Origin of the sequence: Streptomyces dangxiongensis (assembly GCF_003675325.1) — a bacterium.
In the GTDB taxonomy this organism is placed as follows: domain Bacteria; phylum Actinomycetota; class Actinomycetes; order Streptomycetales; family Streptomycetaceae; genus Streptomyces; species Streptomyces dangxiongensis.
Map to the genome: position 1 here is coordinate 1,228,805 of NZ_CP033073.1, position 21,037 is coordinate 1,249,841.

Genomic DNA, 21,037 nt, shown 5'->3' on the forward strand with positions numbered 1-21,037 from the left:
ACGTCTCGCCCGCCGCCGCCACCTCGGGCCGGCCGCCGTGGCCTGTGCCTCGCGTGGCGGGTCAGCGGAGTCCGGGGGCCGCTTCCAGGGCCTCGCGGGCCTGGGTCATCAGGCCCTCCGCGCCACAGGCTCGGGCGAGGTCCAGGCCCCGGTCGAGCTCCGTGGCGGAGCGGGCCGCGATGCCGTACTCGATCCGGGCCGCCGCGTGCTCGTACTGGCAGGGCGAGGCCTCCAGGCAGGTGACGGCCCGCGCGGCGAGCCGTACCGCCTCCCGGCCCGTCGTCAGGGCGGCGGCACAGCGCAGGGCCTCGCCTATCGCGGTGTCGGTGCCGAACCGCTCGGCCTGCCGGCGGGCGTCGGCCGCGAGCCGGGCGGCCCGGGCCGGGTCCTGGCCGGCGAGGGCCTTGGCGAGGTCGATGGCCCAGGGCGCGAGGACGGGGTTGTGGCCGCCGCGTGAGGCGGCGGTCTTCTCGGCGGCCTCCAGTTCGTCGACGCCGTCCTCGGTGCGGCCGACGGCGAGCAGCAGCCGGCCGCGCACGGAGCGGATGTCGGGGAGCACGATCGTGGACGGGTACGGCGGCGCGAAGCCGTACTGTTCGGCTACCGACCAGGCCTCCGCGACGCGGCCCCGGGCCAGCAGGGTGTCGACCAGTCCGCAGACTGCCGACCAGTACAACGGCAGGCGACGGCCGACGCGTTCGGCCAGGACCAGGGCCTCGCGCAGGGCGGACTCGGCGTCGCGCAGCCTGCCCTGCCTGCGGTAGAGGAGCCCGAGGAAGGCGTTGGCCAGGGAGAGGTGGCCGCCGCGCCAGCCGGCCGTGGTGTAGACGCGCCGGGCCTCGGTGAACAGGCTCTCGGCGCGGTCCAGCCGGTCGGCGTAGGCATACGCGCTGCCGAGCATCATCAGCAGCTCCATGCCCCACGCCGGGTCGGTCCAGCCGAGGCCGGGCGCGAGGCGGCCGTTGACGAGTGCGCGGTCGCACAGGGCCACGACCTCGTCGGCGCTCTCGCCGTGGGTCATCGCGTCGAAGCCGCGCAGGATCAGCAGGGCGCGTTCGGCGTTGTCGCGGCCGGTGCAGGTGCCGGCCAGCTCGGCCAGGCGCCGGGAGCGGGCCGGGGAGGCGGTCTCGCCGTGGATGCCCTCCCACATGAACTGGAAGGCCTGGAGGCGCATCCGGACGGGCCCCGCGTCGTGCCGGGCGGCCTCGGCCTCGACCGTGCGGACGGCCTCCTCCAACTGGTCGTTGTGGAGCAGCGCCTGGGAGAGGCGGACGACGGCGTCGACCCGCTCGGTCGCGTCGAGGCCGCGCATGCCGAGCGCGCTGCGGAGATGGCCGATGGTGACGGCGGGGCTGGTCAGCAGGGTGGCGCAGCCCAGTTCGTACAGGACGTGCGCGTGCACCTCGGGCAGGGGCGGCTCGCGCAGGGCGCGTTCGAGGCAGCGGCGGGCCGCGTCGGGCGCGCCGACGGCGAGGTGTTCGCGGGCGGCGTCGCGCAGTTGCTGGACGAGTTCCTCGTCGTCGTCCGGGTGCACCTTCAGCAGGTGCCGGGCGGCCTCGGCGGCGCCGCGGCCCAGTTCGGTGATGATCTGGGCGGCGACGCCGTGCATGGCGGTGCACACGCCGGGCGGGATGGAGTGGTAGACGGCGGAGGCGATGAGCGGGTGGACGAACTCCAGTTCTCCGTCCTCGCGTTCGGTGCCGGCGGCCGGGTCGGGCGGGGTGAGGATGCGGGCGTTGCAGAGCAGTGCGGCGCTGTGCCGGGCGATGTCGTCGTTCATGGTGGCGAGGCGGGCGACCATGTCGACGGTGATGCCGGTGCCGAGGATGGCGGCGGCCCAGGCGAACCGGGTGGCCTCCAGGCCGAGGGCTTTGAGCCGGTCGACGAGTCCGCCGCCGCGGGCGCCGCGGTTGAGGGCACGCAGTTCCCCGGCCTGTGCCTCCACCGGCTGGAGTTCGCTGCCCCGCACCTTGGCGAGGAGTTCGACGGTGTCGTAGGGGTTGCCGTCGGTGACGGCCCAGACCTCGCGGCAGAACGCGTCGTCGGCGTGCCGGCCGAGGGTGGCACGGGTGAGGCCGGCGGTGGCGTCCGGGGTGAGGGTCCTGAGGTTGCCGACGGTGCGGCCCGCGGCGGCCACCGCGTCGAGATGGCGGGCGCTGTCCCCGCCGGTGGTGTCCGGGCGGCGGGCGACCACGACGAGGACGGGCAGGTCGTCCAGGCGTTCGGCGAACGCGGCGAGCCAGCGCAGGGTCTCCTGGTCGGCCCAGTGGGCGTCGTCGAGGAGCAGTACGAGCGGCCATTCGCGGCGGGCCAGCCGGCGTACCGCCGCGACGAGTCCGTCGCAGACGTACTGCGGGTCGGCGTTGCCCTCCTGCGGGTCGGCTATGCCGAGGGCGGGGCCGGCGATGTCGTACCAGTCGCCGAGGTACTCACGGGCCTCCTCGGGCAGCAGGGACAGCAGTGCGGGCTGGAGGAGCTGCCGTACCACGTTGAACGGCACGGACTTCAGGGTCTCGGCGCCGCGCGCGGACCAGACCGTGCAGCCGCGGCGTTCGGCGATGCGACGGGTCTCGGCCAGCAGCGCGGTCTTGCCGAGCCCCGCCTCGCCCCGGAACACCAGCAGGCTGCCCGCGGACGACCGGTCGGCACAGAGCGCGTCGAGCGCCTGTACGACGGTGGCGATCTCGGTATCCCGCTCCCACAGGGGCGCCGAGCCGGCCGCCGACGGCCGTCCCTCCGTCATCCGTTACCTCCCCGGCTCGCCCGAACGACGTACGGAGCACGAGCGTAGTCGTCCGGCGGGGTGTGTGGTGGCCGGTCCCGGCAGGTGCTGCCCCGCCGGGTGAACGGGGGCGCGGTCCGGCGACGCGAACCCCCGCCCGACCAGCGGACGGGGCGTCAACGCCGGTGCTCCGGACGGTCCGGGGCGGCGCGGGAGCGGCGGAGCGGACGGACCATGGAGAAATCCCGGGCGGGATGTGCCTTTTCATGGGATTCATGGGATCGACGGAGAAGACTCTCATCCCACTTTCACCGTTGCCTCATACGGTGGGGGCATGACGCAGGTGACTCCTCCCGGGTGGTATCCCGATCCCGGGCAGACGCATGACGGTCCGCCCACCGAGCGCTGGTGGGACGGCAAGGCCTGGACGGACCGGACCCGCCCCGCCGACACGGCCGCCTCGTGGGGTCCCCCGCCGCAGCCGGCGGCGGACGGCGGCCCGCCGCCGGCCCACTCCGGACAGCCGGCCGGTCCGGCGCCCGCGGCCCCGGCGGGGTACGGCGCCTTCCCGGGGCATCCAGGGCATCCGGGGTATCCCGCGCAGCCGCCGGCCGGATCCCGGCGCGGTCTGCGCACGGGCGCGGCCGTCGCGGTCACGGCCGCGGTGCTGGCGAGCATCGGGGTCGGCGTGTACGCCCTCGCCGGGCACCCCGGCGCCAGCGACCGCGCGGGCTCGCAGCGGGGCCCGGTCGGCGGGCAGGACGGCGGCCGGGGCGGGCCGTTCGGCGGGCCCGGCGCCTCGGGCGGTCCGGGCGGTTCCGGTGGCTCGGGCGGTCCGGGCGGTTCCGGTGGCTCGGGCGGTCCGGGCGGGTCCGGTGGCTCGGGCGGTTCCGGCGGGGTCTCGCCGTCGCCGGGGCAGTCCGGGGCGCCGAAGGTCCAGGGTGGCGGTACGGTGTCCGACCCGGTCACCGGCATCAGCCTGCCGGTGCCGAAGGGCTGGACGGGGGAGACGACCCGCGCCGGCGTGGTGGTGAACTCCGACGACTCCTACAAGTGCCCGGGCGACACCACCAAGACGTGCACCGCGGGCGGCGCCTCCACGGCCCCGGCGATGGGGCCGGGCATCGGGGCCGACGCGGCCGAGAAGGCCGCCAAGGCGGACATCGCCGCCAACGCCGAGGCTTCGTACGGCGGCACCACCTACGGCAGCATCACCTCGCACAAGGTGCTGGCCTCCGAGGCGGTGACGGTCGCCGGGCAGAAGGGCTACCTGGTCCGCTGGAAGGCGGTCACCAGCAAGGGCGCCGACGGCTGTGTCGAGTCGGTCGCCTTCCCCTCGCCCAACGACCCCCGGCAGCTCATCCTGGTGCGTTTCGGCGTGGACGTCGGCCAGCGGGTGTCCGTGATCGACGAGATCGTCAGGGGGATCAAGGTCTCGTCCGGCACCGGGAACGGCCAGGACGTCTGAGCCCCGGACCGGCCGGGTGGGATTCCTCTCCGCTCAAGAGGAACCCCACCCGGCCGGGGGTGCGCGCCGCCCCCGTCCCCACGGTGCGGCGCGGTCAGGTCACCGTTCAGTCATCCGTGAACGGCGGCCTGGGTCTCAGGTCAGTCCCAGCGCGGGCAGCACGGCGGCCTCCACGAAACCGGCGAGGTAGTCGGAGTCGGCGTACTGGCCGCAGAGCACCGGCCGCACCCGCAGCACGCCGAACATCATGGCGGGCACATAGGCCAGCGCCGGGTTCCCCGCGGGGACCTCACCCCGGGCCACGCCCCGGGCCAGCATCTCCTCCAGCGCGGCGATCTCCGGCAGGACCAGCGCCTCGCGCAGCGCCTGGGCCAGTTCCTTGTCCGCCGTCACCGCGTGCCCCAGGGCCTGGAGCAGCCGGGTGTCCTTGCCGGACCAGTCGCCCGCGGCCCGCGCGGCCTGGCGCAGGTCCTCGGCGAGCGATCCCGTGTCGATGCCGGCGAAACGCACCCGGCGGTTGGCGCGCAGCGCCGCCGCGACGAACTGCGGTTTGGTCTTCCACTGCCGGTAGAGCGTGGACTTGCTGCAGCGGGTGCTGGCGGCGACGCCCTCCATGGTGACGGAGTCGTAGCCGCACTCGCGGATCTGTTCCAGCACGGCGTCGAAGAACTCCCGCTCACGCTCGGGCGTGATCTTGGAGCGGCGCGAGGCGACGACCGTCTCCGGTTCGTCCGCGGCCTGCGACGTCATGCGCTGCTTCCCCTCACTCGTGTACGGCCCGTCCGGCTGTGCGGCCCACTGCGGCCCGGCCGGGCGTCCGGCCTGTCTCCAGTGTGTCGCACCTCAATCGATACGTCAGTGTACCGGTACCCAACCGTATCGGTACACTGGCGTATCGGTACGGAAACGTATCGATCAGTTCCGGGTCCGGCAGGGCCTGACACCGGGACGCGCACGCACCACCACACGCACCACCGTCAGCGAAGGGGCCGGGGGATGAATGCCCGAACCGAGCCTGCGGGGGCGAAAGCGGAGCCGGACACCACGGCACGCCCGCCCCTGATACGTGAGTTCCTGCTGGTCGCCGGGCTCTTCCTGGTCTACAAACTGGGCCGGCGGCTGGCCATCGGCCACACCACCGAGGCCTTCCACAACGCCCGCCGCGTGTGGCACCTGGAGCGGGCCGCGCACCTCCCCCACGAGAACGCCGTGCAGTCCGCGCTGCTGCACGGCGAGACCCTCGTCCACCTGGCGAACACCTACTACGCGACCGTGCACTTCCCGGCCACGGTCGTCTTCCTGGTCTGGCTCTACGTGCGGCGGCCCGCGCACTACGTCTGGGCCCGCCGGGTCCTCGCCGTCGTCACCACGGCCGCCCTGGTGCTGCCGTTCACCTTCCCGCTGGCCCCGCCCCGGATGCTGACCGGCACCGGCCTGGTGGACACCGCGCGGGTCTACGGACCGTCCGTGTACGGCCCGCCGTCCAGCGACCACCTGTCCAACCAGTTCGCGGCCATGCCCTCGCTGCACTTCGGCTGGGCGCTGATGGTGGCGGTCGGACTGATCGCCGCCACCCGCTCCCGGTGGCGCCCGCTCTGGCTGCTGCACCCGGCGCTCACCCTGCTGGTGATCACCGGCACGGCGAACCACTACTGGCTCGACGCCCTCGTCGCCACGGGCATGCTCGGCCTGGCCCTCGCGGTCATCCATCCGCCGCGGCACACGGCCACCACGGCCCGGCGCGGCACCGGCCGGCTCACCACGCCGGAGCCCGTCCTGGCGGGAGCGGCCCGGTGAGCGCCGCCGCGGTGACCGCCCTGGCCCTGTCCCTGGTGTCGGCCGTCGCCTACGCGCTGGCCGCCGTCGCCCAGGAACGCCTCGCCGCGCGCAGCGCCGGCACCGGCCTGCTGCGACTGCTGGGCACCGGCGCCTGGTGGTCGGCGGTCGGCCTGAACGCCGTCGCCGCGCTGCTGCACGTCGTCGCCCTGAAGTACGGCCCGCTCACCGTCGTCCAGCCGCTGGGCGCACTCACCCTGGTCGCGGCGGTGCCCCTGGGCGCGCGGGCGGCCGGCCGGCGGGTCAGCGCGGTGGAGTGGCGTGGTACGGCACTGACCCTGCTCGGCCTCGGGGCCCTGCTCGTCGCCGCCTCCGGACCCGCACCCGCCCGGGTGCTGTCGCTGACCGAGGCCCTGGCGGTCGCCGGTACGACGGCCGCGGCCATCGGACTGCTGTCCCGGCCCGGCGCCCGGCCGGGCCTGCGGCACGCGACCGCGTCCGGCTTCGCCTCCGGTGTCGCCTCCGTGCTCACCCAGACGGTGACCGTCGCGGCCACGGACCGGTCCGGACCGGCGCTCGGCACCGAGGTGACCGTCGTGGCCGTGCTCGTCGCCGCGTTCGCCGTCGGCGGGCTGCTGCTGTCGCAGACGGCCTACCGCGGTGGCCTCGGCGCCCCGCTGGCCGTCGTCACCCTCGCCAACCCGGTGGCCGCCGCGGTGATCGGCCTCACCCTGCTGGGGCAGGGCCTCAAGGGCGGCGCCGGCGGCGTGCTGCTGGCCCTCGCCGGAGCGGCGCTGGCCGCGTCGGGCGTGGTGCTGCTGACGCGGGCGGCCCCCGCGCCCGCCCGCACGGAGGAACCCGGACCGCGCGCCGGACACGACGGACGCGAAGAAGGCCACGACGGACACGACGAGCATCCGGTGGCGGCGGTGCTGGCCCTGGAGGCCGCGACGGCGACGGCCGAGCCGGTGCTGCTGCCACGGCAGACGGAGCAGCCGGGGCATCTCACGGCACTGTGACCGGGTACGGCGACGGCGGCCGGTGCGGGCGGAGGAGATCCGCGCGCACCGGCCGCCGTCGCCGTACCTGTTCCGGCCCGGCCGGTCAGCCCCAGCCGCGCGCGTCCTGTTTCAGCGCGGTGTCCACCGTCAGCGCCGTGGCCACCACGAGGCTCAGCAGCGGCTCGGGGAGCTGGTAGTGGATCTGGAGGACGTAGTTGTCCGCGGTCGTGAACAGCGTCTTGGCGAGGCCTTCCCAGGTCTTGGTGATCCGGGCGACCTCGTTGTCCGCGTGGTCGACGATCGCGAAGTTCCAGGCCCGCCAGTTCTCCGCCTTGATCGCACCGACCTGCTGGCCGTTCGCGTTCATCGCGAAGTTGATCTTCCCGAACATGTTCTTCTGGACGATCTCACCGACCGGCGAGCCGTCCGGGCGGGTCACGATCACCCGTGACTTGAAGATCTTGGCGGGGCGGGTCAGCAATAGCTGCGGCTGGCCGTAGGCGTCGCGGATCTCCAGCCGGTGGGTCATGAACTGGTCGAGGCTGGAGACGAAGCGCAGGATCTTCTTCAGTACGCCCTGTCCGACCTGGGTGACCGATCCGAGCTGACGGCCGTTCTGATCCATGACCGTGTACTCGTTGGTCAGCTCGATCAGCTTGGCCTTCTGGTTCACGACCAGGACGGGCTCGGTGAACAGCGTGCCGCCGCCGGGACCACCGGCCGTGACACCGGCCTGCCGCTGCACCTGCCGCTGCACCTTGCCGTCGGCGGTCTGCTGCTGCGGGAACGCCGCCTGCTGGGCGGGGGCCTGCTGCGGCGCGGCCTGTCCGGCGGGCTGCTGAGCCGGGTTGGTGTGCTCGGTCCACTGCGCGCCGTCCCAGTAACGGAGCGTCTGGACCGCCCCGTGCGGATCCGGGTACCAGCCTGCCGGGGTGTTTGATTGCGTGGTCACCGGGGCACAGTACCTTGCTCTGACCGGTACCTGACCAGTCCGCACGGAGCGGTGTTCATCGCCCGTTCACCCCGTGACGATGGCCGGGTCGCTGACGCCGGGCAGGCCGTTCTCGACGTGGCCGGCGAAGCCGCGCAGGAAGACCGGGTCGGCGTCGGAGGTGACGGTCAGGTCGTACCAGCGCTTGCTCGCCGCCAGGCCGACGGTCTGCCGCACGGTCGCGCCGGGCCGCACGCTCACCGCGACGGGGCTGCCGCCGTAGCCGTCGGTCAGCGTCAGCTTCACGGTGCCGGAGCCCTTGTTGGTGAAGGTGAGCTGGATGTCGTCGCCCGCGTGCCGGGCGGTGACCTCGGGGCCGGCCACCTTGTTGCGGCCCCTGAAGACGCGCAGGAACCCGTTGGGGCCGTGCACGGCGAGGTCGTAGGTGCCGCCGGAGTAGACGGAGTTCCAGGTGTCCGAGAGGCTCTTGCCGGCCTCCGTGGTGTACGTCCAGGGGCCGTCGGTGCGGTTGCCGGACGTGACGAGGAAGGCGGCGCCCGCCTGCGCCCCCGAGGCGAAGGTGAGCGTGAACTTGCCGGCCGCGGTGTCCGCGGAACCGTCCGTCCTGGCCGCGTACTTCAGCGGGCGGGTGGGCCGGCTGCCGGGCTCCTGCCCGGGCAGGGCGGGGTGGGCGGGCGGCTTGGGGACGTAGTCCGCGTGGCGGGTGCGGTCCGGCGGCTGGTAGCCGGCCGTGGAGGGCAGCGCGACCGGCGCGGTGTCCTTGCGGGAGAAGTCGAAGGCGCTGGTCAGGTCGCCGCAGACGGCGCGTCGCCAGGGCGAGATGTTCGGTTCGCGCACACCGAAGCGGCGCTCGATGAACCGGATGACCGAGGTGTGGTCGAAGGTCTCGGAGCAGACGTAACCGCCCTTGCTCCAGGGGGAGACGACGAGCATCGGGACCCGCTGACCCAGTCCGTAGGGACCGGCGACATGGCTGCCGTCGCCCTTGAACAGGTCGGGCGCCGGATCCACCGTCGACCGGCCCTGGGCGGCGGAGGCCGGCGGGTAGGGCGGGATCACGTGGTCGAAGAAGCCGTCGTTCTCGTCGTAGGTGATGAAGAGCGCGGTCCTGCCCCACACCTCGGGGTTGGAGGTGAGCGCGTCCAGGACCTGGGAGACGTACCAGGCGCCGTAGTTGGCGGGCCAGTTGGGGTGTTCGGTGAAGGCCTCGGGGGCGACGATCCAGGAGACCTGGGGCAGCAGGTCCGCCCGGACGTCCGCCTTCAGCCGGTCGAAGAAGCCCTCGCCCTTGCGGGCGTCGGTGCCGGTGCGGGCCTTGTCGTACAGCGGGTCGCCGGGCCGGGCGGTGCGGTACTGGTTGAAGTAGAGGAGCGAGTTGTCGCCGTAGTTGCCGCGGTAGGCGTCGTTGATCCATCCCCAGGAGCCGGCCGCGTCCAGGCCGTCACCCACGTCCTGGTAGATCTTCCAGGAGACCCCGGCCTGCTCCAGACGCTCGGGGTACGTCGTCCAGCCGTAGCCCGCCTCCTCGTTGCCGAGGACCGGGCCGCCGCCCTTGCCGTCGTTGCCGGTGTAACCGGACCACAGGTAGTAGCGGTTGGGGTCGGTGGAGCCGATGAGCGAGCAGTGGTAGGCGTCGCAGACGGTGAAGGCGTCCGCGAGGGCGTAGTGGAAGGGGATGTCGTCGCGGGTCAGGTACGCCATCGTCGTGGCGGACTTGGCGGGCACCCACTTGTCGTACTTGCCGCCGTTGAACGCGGCGTGCCCGTCGTTCCAGCCGTGCGGGAGGTCCTGGATGAAGGCCAGGCCCAGGTCGTCGGCGTCGGGGTGGAAGGGCAGGATGTCCTTGGTGCCGTCGGACTGCTTCCAGACGGACCTGCCGTTCTGGGTGACCGGACGGGGGTCGCCGAAGCCCCGGACTCCGCGCAGCGAGCCGAAGTAGTGGTCGAAGGAACGGTTCTCCTGCATCAGGACGACGATGTGCTCCACGTCGTCCACCGATCCGGTGCGGTAGTGGGCGGGCAGGGCCGCCGCCCGCTGGATGCTGCCGGCCAGCGCCGTGAACGCCGTGCCGGCACCGGCCACTTGGAGGAAGCGCCGCCGGTTGACTTCGGGCATGGGTGAGGGTCCTCTCGTCCTGACGTACGTCCGCGAACCCGTCGGCTGACGGAATGTGCGCGGAGCGAGTGTTCCAAGAGCAGCAAACGTCAGGGAAGGGTCCGGTGGCGCCCGTGTGAAAGTCGGCGGTACGGGCGGAGCCGGAGCGGAGCGCGTACAACTGCCGATGTTCGTCCGATTCCGCCGACTTGGACCTCCACTGCCACTGAACAGTGTGTTCCGCCGGGTGCGGCAGCGGGACGGACCGTCATCTGTCCGCCCCGCTGCTTCGTCCCACCCGGCCACGGTGGCCGTCCGGCGCCTCGCAGTCGCCGTCCGTCACCTCGCTCCGGCCGGGATCACGGCGTCAGGTACGCCTCCACCTCGCTGAACTGTCCCGCCGGCCAGGCCGTGTTGGCGGTGACCGTCAGGCGCAGGTAGCGCAGGTTCGTGCCGTTGGGCAGGGGGACGGTCGCGCTGTTGCCGGTGGCCGGGTCGAAGCGGTAGGTGTGGGCGGCGGCCACGGTCGTGTAGCCGGAGCCGTCCGTGCTGCCGAGCACGGTGATCGTCTGGGTGCGGGCGCCCCAGGCCGCGGACGGCGGCAGTTTCAAAACCAGGCGGCGTACGGCGTTCGGTGAGCCGAGGTCGACCGTCCAGGACTGCGGGAAGGCGTTGTTGGCGGACTCCCAGTACGTGTTCGCGTCGCCGTCGACCGCCTTGCCGGGCGTGTAGACGTCCTGGGAGCCGGTCGCGGTGGCCGGGCGGCCCTTGGCGAGGTTGCGGTTCGGGTCGGGGTCGGGGCTGCCCTGGCCGGGCTGGGGCCAGGTGGAGCAGTCCGACCAGGTGGCGGCCCAGCCGGAGTTGCCACCGCCGTCGGTGAGGGCGAAGGAGCCGGAGTTCGCCGGGTAGGCGCAGTTGTAGACGCCGGCCGCCCCGACCTGGGTGGCGGTGACGTTCCTGAAGGTGGCCGCGCCCTGCGCCTCGGCCTGGACCACGACCGTACCGGTGTTCCGTACGGTCGCGCCGGTCACGTTGACGTTGCGGACCGGATACCCCTGGCCGCCGCCGGAGACGAACTCGAAGGCGGAGTACGGGCTGTCGGTGATCGTCGTATCGGTGATGTTGACGGTCGCGTTGATCGCGCTGTCGTAGGAGTCGACGCGCAGGGCGCCCATGGGGTGGTTCCAGTTGGGGTTCATGGCGCCGGTGCGCACGAGCGTGTTGCCGTCCACGGTGATCGTCCCGGCGAGCGGGCTGAACGGGTCCATGAACTTCTGGTTGGAGATCGCGATGCCGCTGCCGAGGGCGTTGGTGTCGGAGACGAGGTTGTTCCGCACGGCGATGTCGGTGCCGCCGTAGATGGCGATGCCGTTGGCGAGGTTGGGCTGCGTGATGGTGTTGTTCTCGAAGCTGGAGTCGGTGTCCGGGGAGTACAGGGACCACATGGCGAGGGCGTCGTCGCCCTGGTCGCGCAGGAAGTTGTTGCGGACCCGGACGCCCTTGGCGGTGCCGTTGAGGTTGAGGCCGTCGGCGGTGGTGTCGAGGATGCGGTTGTTCTCCACCACCAGGTTGTCGTTGTTGCCGGTCAGCCACAGGCCGACCTTCAGGTGCTGGATCCACATGCCGGACACGGAGGAGTTCGGGCCGAGGGAGCCGTTGACGAAGTTGTCAGGGCTGGAGTCGACGCGTTCCGTGACCTCGCCGATGACCGCGAAGTCCTTGATGTGCACCTTCCCGAGGGAGCCGGTCTGGTCGACGAAGTGGGAGGTGTGCACGACGGAGTACCAGCTCCCGGCGCCCTGGAGCGTCACGTTCTGCACGCCGTTGAGGGAGGACGTGAGGCGGTAGTCGCCCGGCGGTATCCACACCGTGCCGCCCTGGGCTGCGGCGATGGCGTCACGGAACGCCTGAGTGGAGTCGCCGTTGCCGCTGGGGTCGGCGCCCTTGGAGACGACGGACACCGACCCGGCGGGCTGGGCGGCGGTCGGGGCGACCTGCTCGAAGTCGGCGACGTCGACGGTCACCTCGGTGCCGGCCGGCTCGACGGCGATCTTGTCGCCGGCCTGTACGTTCTGCCCGAGCAGCAGCCGGGCGTTGTCGAAGAAGTGGTGGGTCCGCGCGCCGGTGATCCAGCCGGTGTCGATGTAGGAGTACTTGGAGGTGACCGGGACGGTCCGGGCGAGTCGGGTGCCGTTGACGTACACGTTGAGCGCGCCGGACCGGCCGTCGGGGACGTTGTAGGCGATGTTCAGCGCGTTGGACGCGCGGGGCACGGTGAACTCCACCCGCTGCCCGGCCGCCAGCCGCACGGCCTGCCGGCCGGAGGCCTCCGAGGCGAGGGTGCCCTGCGTGTGGTCGGGGCCGATCCGCGAGCCGGTGGTGGTCGCCGACTCGGCTTCCACGGAGGTGAAGGGGAGCGTGGCGCCCGCCGCCGCATGGGCGGCCGGGGCGAGGGTGACGAGCATGCCTGCGGCGAGGGCGACGACCGCCCCGATGGCGGGCATGCGCCTGACGTGTCCGGCGGTACTGGTGTACATGTGCTGATCCCTTCGTGGTGGGGGTGGGATAGCGGGGTGCGTACGAGGGCTGTGGGGGTGCGGGGACAGCGGGGCGCGTACGGGGGTGGCTCAGGCGCGCAGCCAGGCCGCCGTGTCCGGTGGCAGCCGGCCCGCTCCGTCCAGCGGGCCGCTGCTCAGCAGGAGCCGGGAGTGCGGGGGGAGGGCGGCGGGCGTGGGCGCGAGGTTCACCACGCACAGCGCTCCCCCGGCGCGGGAGAAGGCGAGGACACCGTCGGGGGCGGGCAGCCAGGTCAGGGGGCCGTCGCCGAACACCGGGCGCAGGGCGATGGCCCGGCGGTAGAGGGCGAGCACGGAGTCCGGGTCGCGTCGCTGGCGGTCGACCGCGTACGACGGCCAGTCGGCCGGCTGCGGCAGCCACGGCTCCTCGCGGGCGCCGAAGCCCGCGTACGGCGTGTCCTCGGCCCACGGCAGCGGGACCCGGCAGCCGTCGCGGCCGGGGGCGGCGCCGCCGGACCGGAAGTACATCGGGTCCTGGACGCGGTCGGCCGGGACGTCGGCCTCGGGCAGGCCCAGCTCCTCCCCCTGGTAGAGGTACACCGCGCCGGGCAGCGCCAGCGACAGCAGGGCCGCGGCCCGCGCCCTGCGGGTGCCGAGCGCCGGGTCCGTCGGCGTGCCGAAGGCCTTGGTGGCGAAGTCGAAGGCGGTGTCCTCACGGCCGTACCGGGTCACCGTGCGGGTGACGTCGTGGTTGCACAGCACCCAGGTGGCCGGGGCTCCGACGGGGGCGTGCTCGGCGAGGGTCGTGTCGATGGAGGCGCGTAGCCGTGCGGGGTCCCAGGGGCAGGACAGGAAGGAGAAGTTGAAGGCGGTGTGGAGTTCGTCGGGGCGTAGGTAGCGGGCGAAGCGTTCGGGGTCGGGGAGCCAGACCTCGCCGACGAACACGCCGCCGTACTCGTCCGCCACGCGCCGCCAGGAGCGGTAGACGGCGTGGAGTTCGTCCCGGTCGACGAAGGGGTGCGGCCGTGGCCGGGTGGCGAGGTCGGGCAGGTCCGGGTCCTTGGCGAGGAGGGCGGCCGAGTCGATGCGGACTCCGGCGACGCCCCGCTCGAACCAGAAGCGCAGGATGTCCTCGTGTTCCCGGCGGACGGCCGGGTGGGCCCAGTTGAGGTCCGGCTGCTCGGGGGTGAACAGGTGCAGGTACCAGTCGCCGTCGGGCAGCCGCGTCCACACCGGTTCGGTGGAGCCGGCGAACTGTGACGGCCAGTCGTTGGGCGGGAGTTCGCCGTGCGTGCCGCGACCCCGCCGGAAGTGGAACAGTTCCCGCTCGGGGCTGCCCGGTCCGGCGGCGAGCGCCGCCCGGAACCAGGGGTGCTGGTCGGAGACGTGGTTGGGCACGATGTCGACGATCGTCCGGATGCCCGACCCGCGGGCCTCGGCGATGAGCTTCTCCGCCTCGGCGAGGGTGCCGAAGGCCGGGTCGATGGCGCGGTAGTCGGCGACGTCGTAGCCGCCGTCCTTCATGGGCGAGGGGTACCAGGGACTGAACCACAGGGCGTCCACGCCGAGTTCGACGAGGTACGGCAGCCCGGGAGCGGACGCCCGCGAGGTCGCCGGTGCCGTCGCCGTCGCCGTCCGCGAAGCTGCGGACGTACACCCTGGTAGATGACGGCCGTGCGCCACCAGTCGGGGTTCTCGGGGGCATGGCGGGGCTGTCCCACGGAGCGTGCCTTTCGGTGGGCGGGGTTCCAGGACGGGGGTGTCGGGGGTGTCGGGGTGTCGGGGAGTCGGTGTCAGCCCTTGGTGCTGCCCGCGCCGATCCCGGCGATGATGTGCCGCTGGAAGACGAGGAGCAGCGCCACCATCGGGATGCTGGCGATCACCATCGCGGCGATGAGCACGGTGAGCTGGATGTTCTGCGAGAGCTGGACGAGCGCCACGCTGACCGGCTGCTTGCCGGTGTCGGAGAAGACCATCAGCGGCCACAGGAAGTCCTGCCAGACGGCGACCAGCGCGAAGATGGACACCACGCCGAGGACGGGCCGGGACATGGGCAGGACGACCGACCACAGGATCCGCAGTCTGCCGGCGCCGTCGATCTCGGCGGCTTCCAGCACATCGCGCGGCAGTTGGTCGAAGAACCGTTTGAGCAGGTACAGGTTGAAGGCGTTGGCGACGGCCGGCAGCCAGATGGCGAGGGGGTCGTTGAGCAGGCTGGTGTGGATCAGGGGCAGGTCGGCGACGGTCAGGTACTTGGGGACGACCAGCGCCTGCGCCGGGACCATGAGGGTGGCGAGGATGCCGCCGAGGACCACCTTGCCGAAGGCGGGCCTCAGCCTGGACAGGGAGTAGGCGGCGGCCGTGCAGAACACGAGCTGGAAGGCCCAGGCGCCGGCGGCCTGGACGACGGTGTTGCCCAGGTGCTGCGGGAGCTGCATCAGGTCCCAGGCGTCGGTGTAGCCGCCGAGGCGCCAGTGCTCCGGCAGGAGCGCCGGCGGGGTGCGCGCCACCTCGTCCGGGGACTTCATCGCGCCGGTCACCATCCAGTACACCGGGAAGAGGAAGGCGAGCGCGAAGAGGACGACGACGGCTGTGAACACCGTCCAGTAGACGGCCTTCCCGCGCGGGCGGGCGAGGGCGGCCGGGGAGATCAGGGTGCGGGTGGTGGTGTTCATGCGTCCCCCTCGGTGCGGGTGAGCCGGAGGTAGAGCGCGGAGAAGGCGCCGAGCACGAGCAGCAGCAGGACGCTGAGGGCGCAGGCGCCGCCGAAGTCGTTGTAGAGGAAGGCGTACTTGTAGATGAGGTAGAGCACGGTGACGGTCGCGTTCTCCGGGCCGCCGCCCGTGATGACGAACGGCTCGGTGAACACCTGCATGGTGGCGATGATCTGAAGGAGCATCAGCATGAGGATGACGAACCGGGTCTGCGGGACGGTGACGTGCCGGATGCGCTGGAGGAGGTTCGCGCCGTCCAGTTCGGCCGCCTCGTACAGCTCGCCGGGGACGGACTGGAGGGCGGCGAGGTAGATGAGGACGGTGCCGCCCAGGTTGGCCCAGGTGGCGACGATGACCAGGGAGACGAGGGCGGTGTCGCTGCCGTTGGACCAGTTCGAGGTGGGCAGGTGCAGGAAGCGGAGGGTCTCGTCGGCGAGGCCGGTTCCGGGGTCGTAGAACCACTTCCACAGCAGGGCGCTGACCACGGGCGGGATCATCACCGGCAGGTAGACGACGACGCGGAAGAAGGCCTTGGCGTGCCGCAGCTCGTTGAGGACGAGGGCGAGTACGAAGGGGATCGCGAAGCCGATGAGCAGGGCGAGCAGCGTGAAGGTGAGGGTGTTGCGCCAGGCGGCGGCGAACTCGGGGTCGTGCAGGACGCGGGTGAAGTTGGCGGTGCCGGCCCACTGGGGCGGCGAGCCCGGGGTGTACTTCTGGAAGGCGATCACGACCGCGCGGATCGCCGGGTACCAGGAGAACAGGGCGAAGCAGATCAGGCCGCCGAGGAGGAAGCCGTAGGCGCGGGCCTGGTCGGCGAGGCGGCGCCGCCCGCGGTCCCCCGCCATGGGCGGCGCCGGGACCGGGGGGACGGCGGCCGGTGCCGGGGACCGCCGCTCGGCCGTCTTCGTCATGGCGGTCAGCTCCGGGCCAGGATGGAGTCGATCTTGCCGGAGGCCTCTTCGAGGAGCTGGTCGATGTCGGCGTCCTTCTTGGTGAGGACCGCGGAGACGGCGGCGTCGAGGACGGAGTAGATCTGCTGGGCGTGCGGGGGCTCGATCCGCATCCGGAGCCGGGTGTTGCCCTCGAGGAAGGACCGGTAGTTCTCCACCGGGACGTTGGCGGCGGCCTTCTTGGCCTGCTGGTCGGTGGCGTCGGCGGCACCGGTGAACAGGCGGGGCTCGGGCAGGCCGACGGGGGCGTCGTTCTTCCTGGCGCGGGCGTAGTCGCCGAGGAAGCCCTTGGCCGGGGTGAGGAACATGTGGTCGAGCCACTTGAGGCCGGCGCGGATCTGGGCGGGTGTGTCGTGCTTGTTGAACATGTAGCCGTCACCGCCGATGAGGGTGCCCCTGCCGCCGGGCATGGGTGCGAGAGCGAGGTCCTTGTAGTCGCCGCCCTTCTCCTTGACCAGGATCGGGATGTTGTCGGGGGCGGCGAGGTACATGCCGAGCCGGCCCGCGCCCATGAGCTGCTGTGCGTCGTTGATGACGAGGAGCTGTCTGCTGCCCATCGAGTCGTCGGTCCACCGCATGTCGTGCAGGTTGCGCAGGACGGCCCGGCCCTCGGGGCTGTCGACGGCGGCCTTCCTGCCGTCCGCGCCGACGACGTCCCCGCCCCGGGAGTACAGCTCGGCGGTGAAGTGCCAGCCGCCCTGGTTCTGCGCGCTGTAGTCGGCGTACCCGACCGTGCCGCCGCCGAGGGCGGCGATCTTCCTGGCGGCGGCGCGGACCTCGTCCCAGGTCGCGGGGGGCCGGTCGGGATCCAGGCCGGCCTTGCGGAACAGTGCGCGGTTGTAGATCAGCCCCATGGAGTATCCGGTGCGCGGAACGCCGTAGACCTTGCCGTCCACGGTGTAGATGTCGCGCAGTTGCTTCTGGATACTGCCGTAGCTCTTCAGTCGGCCGAGGTACGGGGTGAGGTCGGCGGCCTGGCGGACGTCCACGACGTGCCGCGCGTCGGTGAAGTACGTGTAGAACACGTCCTCCATCTGGCCGCCGGCGAGCTTGGCGTCGAAGGTCTTCGGGTCCTGGCAGGGGAAGGCGTCGTGCGCGACCACGTCGATGTCCGGGTTGCGCTTCTCGAAGGCGGCGACGTCGTCCTCGAAGAAGGCGCGGTCGAGCTTGGCACTCCTGGGCGGCTCGCAGTTGACGGTGATACGGGTCTTGCCGCTCGCCGAGCTGTCGTCGCCCGACCCGCAGGCGGTGGCGGCGAGGGCGAGGGAGGAACAGACGCCGATCGCGACGACGGTACGGCGGAACCCGGTGCTTGTCATCGGTGGACCCCTCATGGCACGCGTGGCAGGAGCGGTGGGCGCCGCACACTCAAGCATCGCCGCCAACGGGCCGCAAGATGTCGCGCATCATCTGTAATTATTCGACAGTCCGCCGCCTCTTCCCGGACTCAGCCGCGGGGGGCCTGCCCGGTGGAGCCGCGCACCACCAGCTCGGGCTCGAAGAGCAGCTCCTCGGCGGGTACGGCGGTGCCGGCGATCCGCGCGTTCAGCAGCTCGACGGCCGCCCGGCCCATGGCCTCGATGGGCTGACGGACGGTGGTGAGCGGGGGTTCGGTGCAGTTCATGAACGCCGAGTCGTCGTAGCCGACGACGGAGACGCGGCCGGGGACGTCGTGACCCTTGCGGCGGGCGGCGCGTACGGCACCGAGCGCCAGGGGGTCGCTGGCGCAGATGATGCCGGTGACACCGCGGTCGATCAGCCGGGAGGCGGCCGCGTGTCCGCCCTCGAGGGAGAAGATGGCCCGGGCGACGAACTCCTCCGGCAGGTCACCGGCGATCGCCCGGGCGGCGGCCAGTTTGCGCGCCGAGGGCACGTGGTCACCGGGACCGAGGACCAGCCCGATGCGCTCGTGGCCGAGAGAGGCCAGATGGCGCCAGGCCTGCTCGACGGCCACGGTGTCGTCGCAGGACACGGCCGGGAAACCGAGGTGTTCGATGGCCGCGTTGACCAGGACGACGGGGATGTTGCGCTCCGCGAGCAGCCGGTAGTGGTCGTGCGGCGCGTCGGCCTGGGCGTACAGCCCGCCGGCGAAGATGACGCCGGAGACCTGTTGCTGGAGCAGCAGTTCGACGTAGTCCGCCTCCGAGACGCCGCCCTTGGTCTGCGTGCACAACACCGGGGTGAGCCCGAGCTGGGCCAGCGCACCGCCGATGACCTCGGCGAACGCCGGGAAGATGGGGTTCTGCAGCTCGGGCAGGACCAGGCCGACGAGCCGGGCGCGTTCGCCGCGGAGCTGGGTGGGGCGCTCGTAGCCGAGGACGTCGAGAGCCGTCAGCACCGCCTGCCGTGTGGCGTCGGAGACCCCGGGTTTTCCGTTGAGCACCCGGCTGACCGTGGCCTCGCTGACCCCGACCTTCTTCGCCACTTCCGCAAGTCGTCGCGTCATGGCCGCAAGCGTAGCGCAAGCAATGCAAGCGGCTTGCGTAAGTTCCGCGGGGGGAAGGAGGACGGCCCGACGTGCGGGTGCAGGGGGCGGCCCGGTCTCTCGCGGGGGTGCGTACGGAGAGGGGGCGGACCTGGCCGCCGTACGGGAGGTGAGCGGGCCGGGCCGCCGTACAGGGAAGCGGGTCCCTCCGCGCCGGCCCGGCGCCGCCGGCGACCTGAACGCCGGCGGTGCCGGGTCAGCCGTCGGGGGACGTGACGACCGTCAGGTGCGTGGCCGCGCCCCGCGGGCGGCGCGGGCGGCGGACCGGGGCGGCGGGCCGACGGGGGTCGCGCAGGACCATCGACAGGCGCCGGTAGCCCAGCTCCCGCAGCGGCTGCGGCGCCTCCTCCACGATGCGGCACTCGGTGCGCCCGCGGCGGGGGTCGGGGTGGAGCAGGAGGCGCACCGCGCCGTCGAGGCGGCTCCCGGCCTCGCCGACGGCCCGGATCCAGTGCGGCAGGCCCTGCCGGTAGGCGGCCTCCATGATCGGGTCCTGGGCGATGTCCCGCCGGACCGCCTGGAGTTCGTGGTCGTGCCCGCATGTCTCCAGGGCGGAGCGGAACTGGGCCAGCATCGGCAGGCACCAGCCCGGCTCGTGCTCGCCGAGGACCTCGCCCGCGTCCGGGTGGAACAGCACGAACCGGAGGAAGTTGTCACCGGGCATGGCCGTCGGATGGGGGCGTACACCGCGGAAGAGTGTCTCGAACGCGCTGTTGGCCATGACCACGTTCCAGTGGCGGTCCACGACCAGGGACGGGCAGGACAGGAAGTCCAGCAGTGCTGCGTAGTCCTGGAGGTACGCCTGGGTCTCGCAGGTGTCGGGGACGGGCCGCGGTGCCGGCCGCTGCCCTCCTGCCTGATGTGCCATCGGGAGGTCACCCCTCTTGCCTCTGCGGCCTTTCACGCGGCGATGCGATCCTGCTGCCCAGCAGGAGTCGTGTCAACTATCGTGGCATTTCATGCCGGTTGACGGCTGAAATTCGCCACAGTTGTGGCGACACCTGGATGTGAGTTCGAGGCACCCGCTACTCTCCGGGAAGTTCACGGCGACCGCTCGTGAGAATCACGGACGCATCTGAAGCCCACGAGAGACGTAGGAGTTCTGTCGGTGACGGATGGCTACGAGGATCCGGGCGCCTCGGCGACCGCCCAGCTGCCGGCCGTCGTCGCCCGCGTCACCGCGCTCGCCGACCGACTCGGTGTACCGCACACCGAGGTCTTCGACGTCGGGCGGCTCTCCGTCGCCTGCGGTGTGCCGGAGGCGGTGGTCAGGGCGCTGCTCAGCGGCCGGCCCGCGGGTGAACCGGACGTCCAGGCCCGCTTTCTGCAACGCCTGGACCTGCTGCGCCGCACCCGGCTGAAACCGGGCGGGCGCAGGTACACCCAGCAGGAGATAGCCGACGGCGCGGGCATGTCCCGGCAGCAGGCCGGGGCCCTCATCAACGGTGACCGGCGGCCCACCATGGAGCACTGCGACGCCCTCCAGCGCTTCTTCCGGGTGCACGCGGGTTTCCTCACCGCGGAGGACCCCGAGGCGCTGGCCGGCGCGTTGCAGCGCTCCGAGCAGGACCTGCTCCAAAAGCTCGCCGACCGGGAGCGGGCCGCCGCCCAGGACCCCGAGGACCCGCTGGAGCGGCTGCTCCAGGACCACGGGGTGCGCGGGATCGCCTGGCGGGCCGCGCAGTTGCCCACGGACCAGCACCGGGACAAGGTCGCGGAGTGGCTCGACATGCTGCTGGAGAGTGTCAAGCGGCCCGAGTCGTGAGCAGGGGAGGACCGTGGGCATCGGCAGGGACACACGTCGGCTGTGCGACGAGCTGGTGGGCGGGCTGACCCTGCCCGTGCCCGCACCGCCGGACGAGTTGTACCGGGCGCTGTGCGAGGGGATGAGCCGTCGGCGGGGCCGGCCGGTGAAGTTCCGCACGGCCGTCTTCCCGCCCGGCACGGCCAGCGGACTGTCGCTGTACCTGACCGACCGGGACGTCGTGGTCGTGGAGGAACGCACCGTCCCGGAGCACCAGTTGGTGATCCTGGGTCACGAGCTGTGGCACGTGCAGGCCGGCCGCTGCGGGCATCCCGGGGACGGCGTCGGTACGGCTGTCCGGCCGCTGCGCGAGGACGCCGGCCACTCGGCGCTCCGGGCGACCGTGCGACGGGCCGCCGCCCGCACGCGCTTCGACCTCGCCGAGGAGCGGGACGCCGAGTCCTTCGGCCTTCTGCTGGCCAGCAAGTGCCGCACGCTGTTGACCGGTTCGGCGTCGCGCGGCCCGGCGCGGCGGGACGGTGTGGCCGGCCGTATCGAGGCCTCCCTGGGATACCCGCGCCCGCACACCTGAGCCGGCCCCGCCGACGGCCGGCG

General features: G+C 72.5%; 15 protein-coding genes and 1 pseudogene. 5 read left to right on the top strand and 11 right to left on the bottom strand.

What is annotated here, in order from left to right; translation table 11 throughout:
• Positions 1 to 61: 61 nt before the first annotated feature.
• Positions 62 to 2,743, bottom strand: coding sequence for an ATP-binding protein (locus tag D9753_RS05340; RefSeq protein ID WP_121785954.1), 2,682 nt, complete (start codon positions 2,741 to 2,743; stop codon positions 62 to 64).
• A 313-nt stretch (positions 2,744 to 3,056) separates the two neighbouring features.
• Here D9753_RS05340 and D9753_RS05345 point away from each other — a divergent pair, with 313 nt between their 5' ends.
• Positions 3,057 to 4,190 carry a DUF2510 domain-containing protein gene (locus D9753_RS05345; protein ID WP_121785955.1) on the top strand — a complete coding sequence of 378 codons (1,134 nt, stop codon included), beginning with the start codon at positions 3,057 to 3,059 and terminating at the stop codon, positions 4,188 to 4,190.
• Between the two features lie 135 nt (positions 4,191 to 4,325).
• Here D9753_RS05345 and D9753_RS05350 read toward each other — a convergent pair whose 3' ends face one another.
• Positions 4,326 to 4,940, bottom strand: a complete 615-nt coding sequence (locus D9753_RS05350; RefSeq protein WP_121785956.1) for a TetR/AcrR family transcriptional regulator — start codon at positions 4,938 to 4,940, stop codon at positions 4,326 to 4,328.
• Positions 4,941 to 5,186: 246 nt separating this feature from the next.
• Here D9753_RS05350 and D9753_RS05355 point away from each other — a divergent pair, with 246 nt between their 5' ends.
• Together D9753_RS05355 and D9753_RS05360 are read left to right on the top strand one after the other, a co-directional pair.
• Entirely contained in the window at positions 5,187 to 5,987 is an 801-nt protein-coding gene (locus D9753_RS05355) for a phosphatase PAP2 family protein (RefSeq protein WP_121785957.1), read from the top strand.
• A complete protein-coding gene (locus D9753_RS05360; RefSeq protein ID WP_121785958.1) occupies positions 5,984 to 6,985 on the top strand; it encodes a DMT family protein in 1,002 nt (333 codons plus the stop codon). Before D9753_RS05355 ends, D9753_RS05360 begins: the two co-directional genes overlap by 4 nt.
• 85 nt (positions 6,986 to 7,070) lie before the next feature.
• Here the strand turns inward: D9753_RS05360 and D9753_RS05365 are convergent, their stop codons facing one another.
• The 9 genes and pseudogenes from D9753_RS05365 to D9753_RS05405 all read right to left on the bottom strand — a co-directional run bounded on the left by D9753_RS05365 (position 7,071) and on the right by D9753_RS05405 (position 19,546).
• Positions 7,071 to 7,919 (bottom strand): phospholipid scramblase-related protein, encoded by an 849-nt coding sequence (locus tag D9753_RS05365; protein ID WP_121785959.1) that lies wholly within the window; start codon positions 7,917 to 7,919, stop codon positions 7,071 to 7,073.
• Positions 7,920 to 7,985: 66 nt separating this feature from the next.
• Entirely contained in the window at positions 7,986 to 10,034 is a 2,049-nt protein-coding gene (locus tag D9753_RS05370) for a phosphocholine-specific phospholipase C (RefSeq protein ID WP_121785960.1), read from the bottom strand.
• Between the two features lie 338 nt (positions 10,035 to 10,372).
• A complete protein-coding gene (locus D9753_RS05375; RefSeq protein WP_121785961.1) occupies positions 10,373 to 12,550 on the bottom strand; it encodes a discoidin domain-containing protein in 2,178 nt (725 codons plus the stop codon).
• 90 nt (positions 12,551 to 12,640) lie between these two features.
• A pseudogene (locus tag D9753_RS05380) lies at positions 12,641 to 14,250 on the bottom strand (glycoside hydrolase family 13 protein).
• 72 nt (positions 14,251 to 14,322) lie between these two features.
• Complete coding sequence (locus tag D9753_RS05385; RefSeq protein WP_121785962.1) at positions 14,323 to 15,204, bottom strand: carbohydrate ABC transporter permease; 882 nt, start codon at positions 15,202 to 15,204, stop codon at positions 14,323 to 14,325.
• Positions 15,201 to 16,154, bottom strand: coding sequence for a carbohydrate ABC transporter permease (locus D9753_RS05390; protein ID WP_121785963.1), 954 nt, complete (start codon positions 16,152 to 16,154; stop codon positions 15,201 to 15,203). The genes D9753_RS05385 and D9753_RS05390 overlap by 4 nt, the downstream gene beginning before the upstream one ends.
• Positions 16,155 to 16,159: 5 nt before the next feature.
• Positions 16,160 to 17,512 carry an ABC transporter substrate-binding protein gene (locus tag D9753_RS05395; protein ID WP_121785964.1) on the bottom strand — a complete coding sequence of 451 codons (1,353 nt, stop codon included), beginning with the start codon at positions 17,510 to 17,512 and terminating at the stop codon, positions 16,160 to 16,162.
• A gap of 128 nt (positions 17,513 to 17,640) precedes the next feature.
• Positions 17,641 to 18,639: a LacI family DNA-binding transcriptional regulator gene (locus D9753_RS05400; protein WP_205614062.1), complete on the bottom strand. Its 999-nt coding sequence runs from the start codon at positions 18,637 to 18,639 to the stop codon at positions 17,641 to 17,643.
• 235 nt (positions 18,640 to 18,874) lie between these two features.
• Positions 18,875 to 19,546, bottom strand: a complete 672-nt coding sequence (locus D9753_RS05405) for an MmyB family transcriptional regulator (RefSeq protein ID WP_121785966.1) — start codon at positions 19,544 to 19,546, stop codon at positions 18,875 to 18,877.
• Between the two features lie 240 nt (positions 19,547 to 19,786).
• Here D9753_RS05405 and D9753_RS05410 point away from each other — a divergent pair, with 240 nt between their 5' ends.
• The gene (locus D9753_RS05410) at positions 19,787 to 20,443 is read left to right on the top strand and encodes a helix-turn-helix domain-containing protein (protein WP_121785967.1); all 657 of its coding nucleotides are present in this window, start codon (positions 19,787 to 19,789) and stop codon (positions 20,441 to 20,443) included.
• A 13-nt stretch (positions 20,444 to 20,456) separates the two neighbouring features.
• Positions 20,457 to 21,014 (top strand): toxin-antitoxin system, toxin component, encoded by a 558-nt coding sequence (locus D9753_RS05415; RefSeq protein ID WP_121785968.1) that lies wholly within the window; start codon positions 20,457 to 20,459, stop codon positions 21,012 to 21,014.
• Positions 21,015 to 21,037 lie beyond the last annotated feature (23 nt).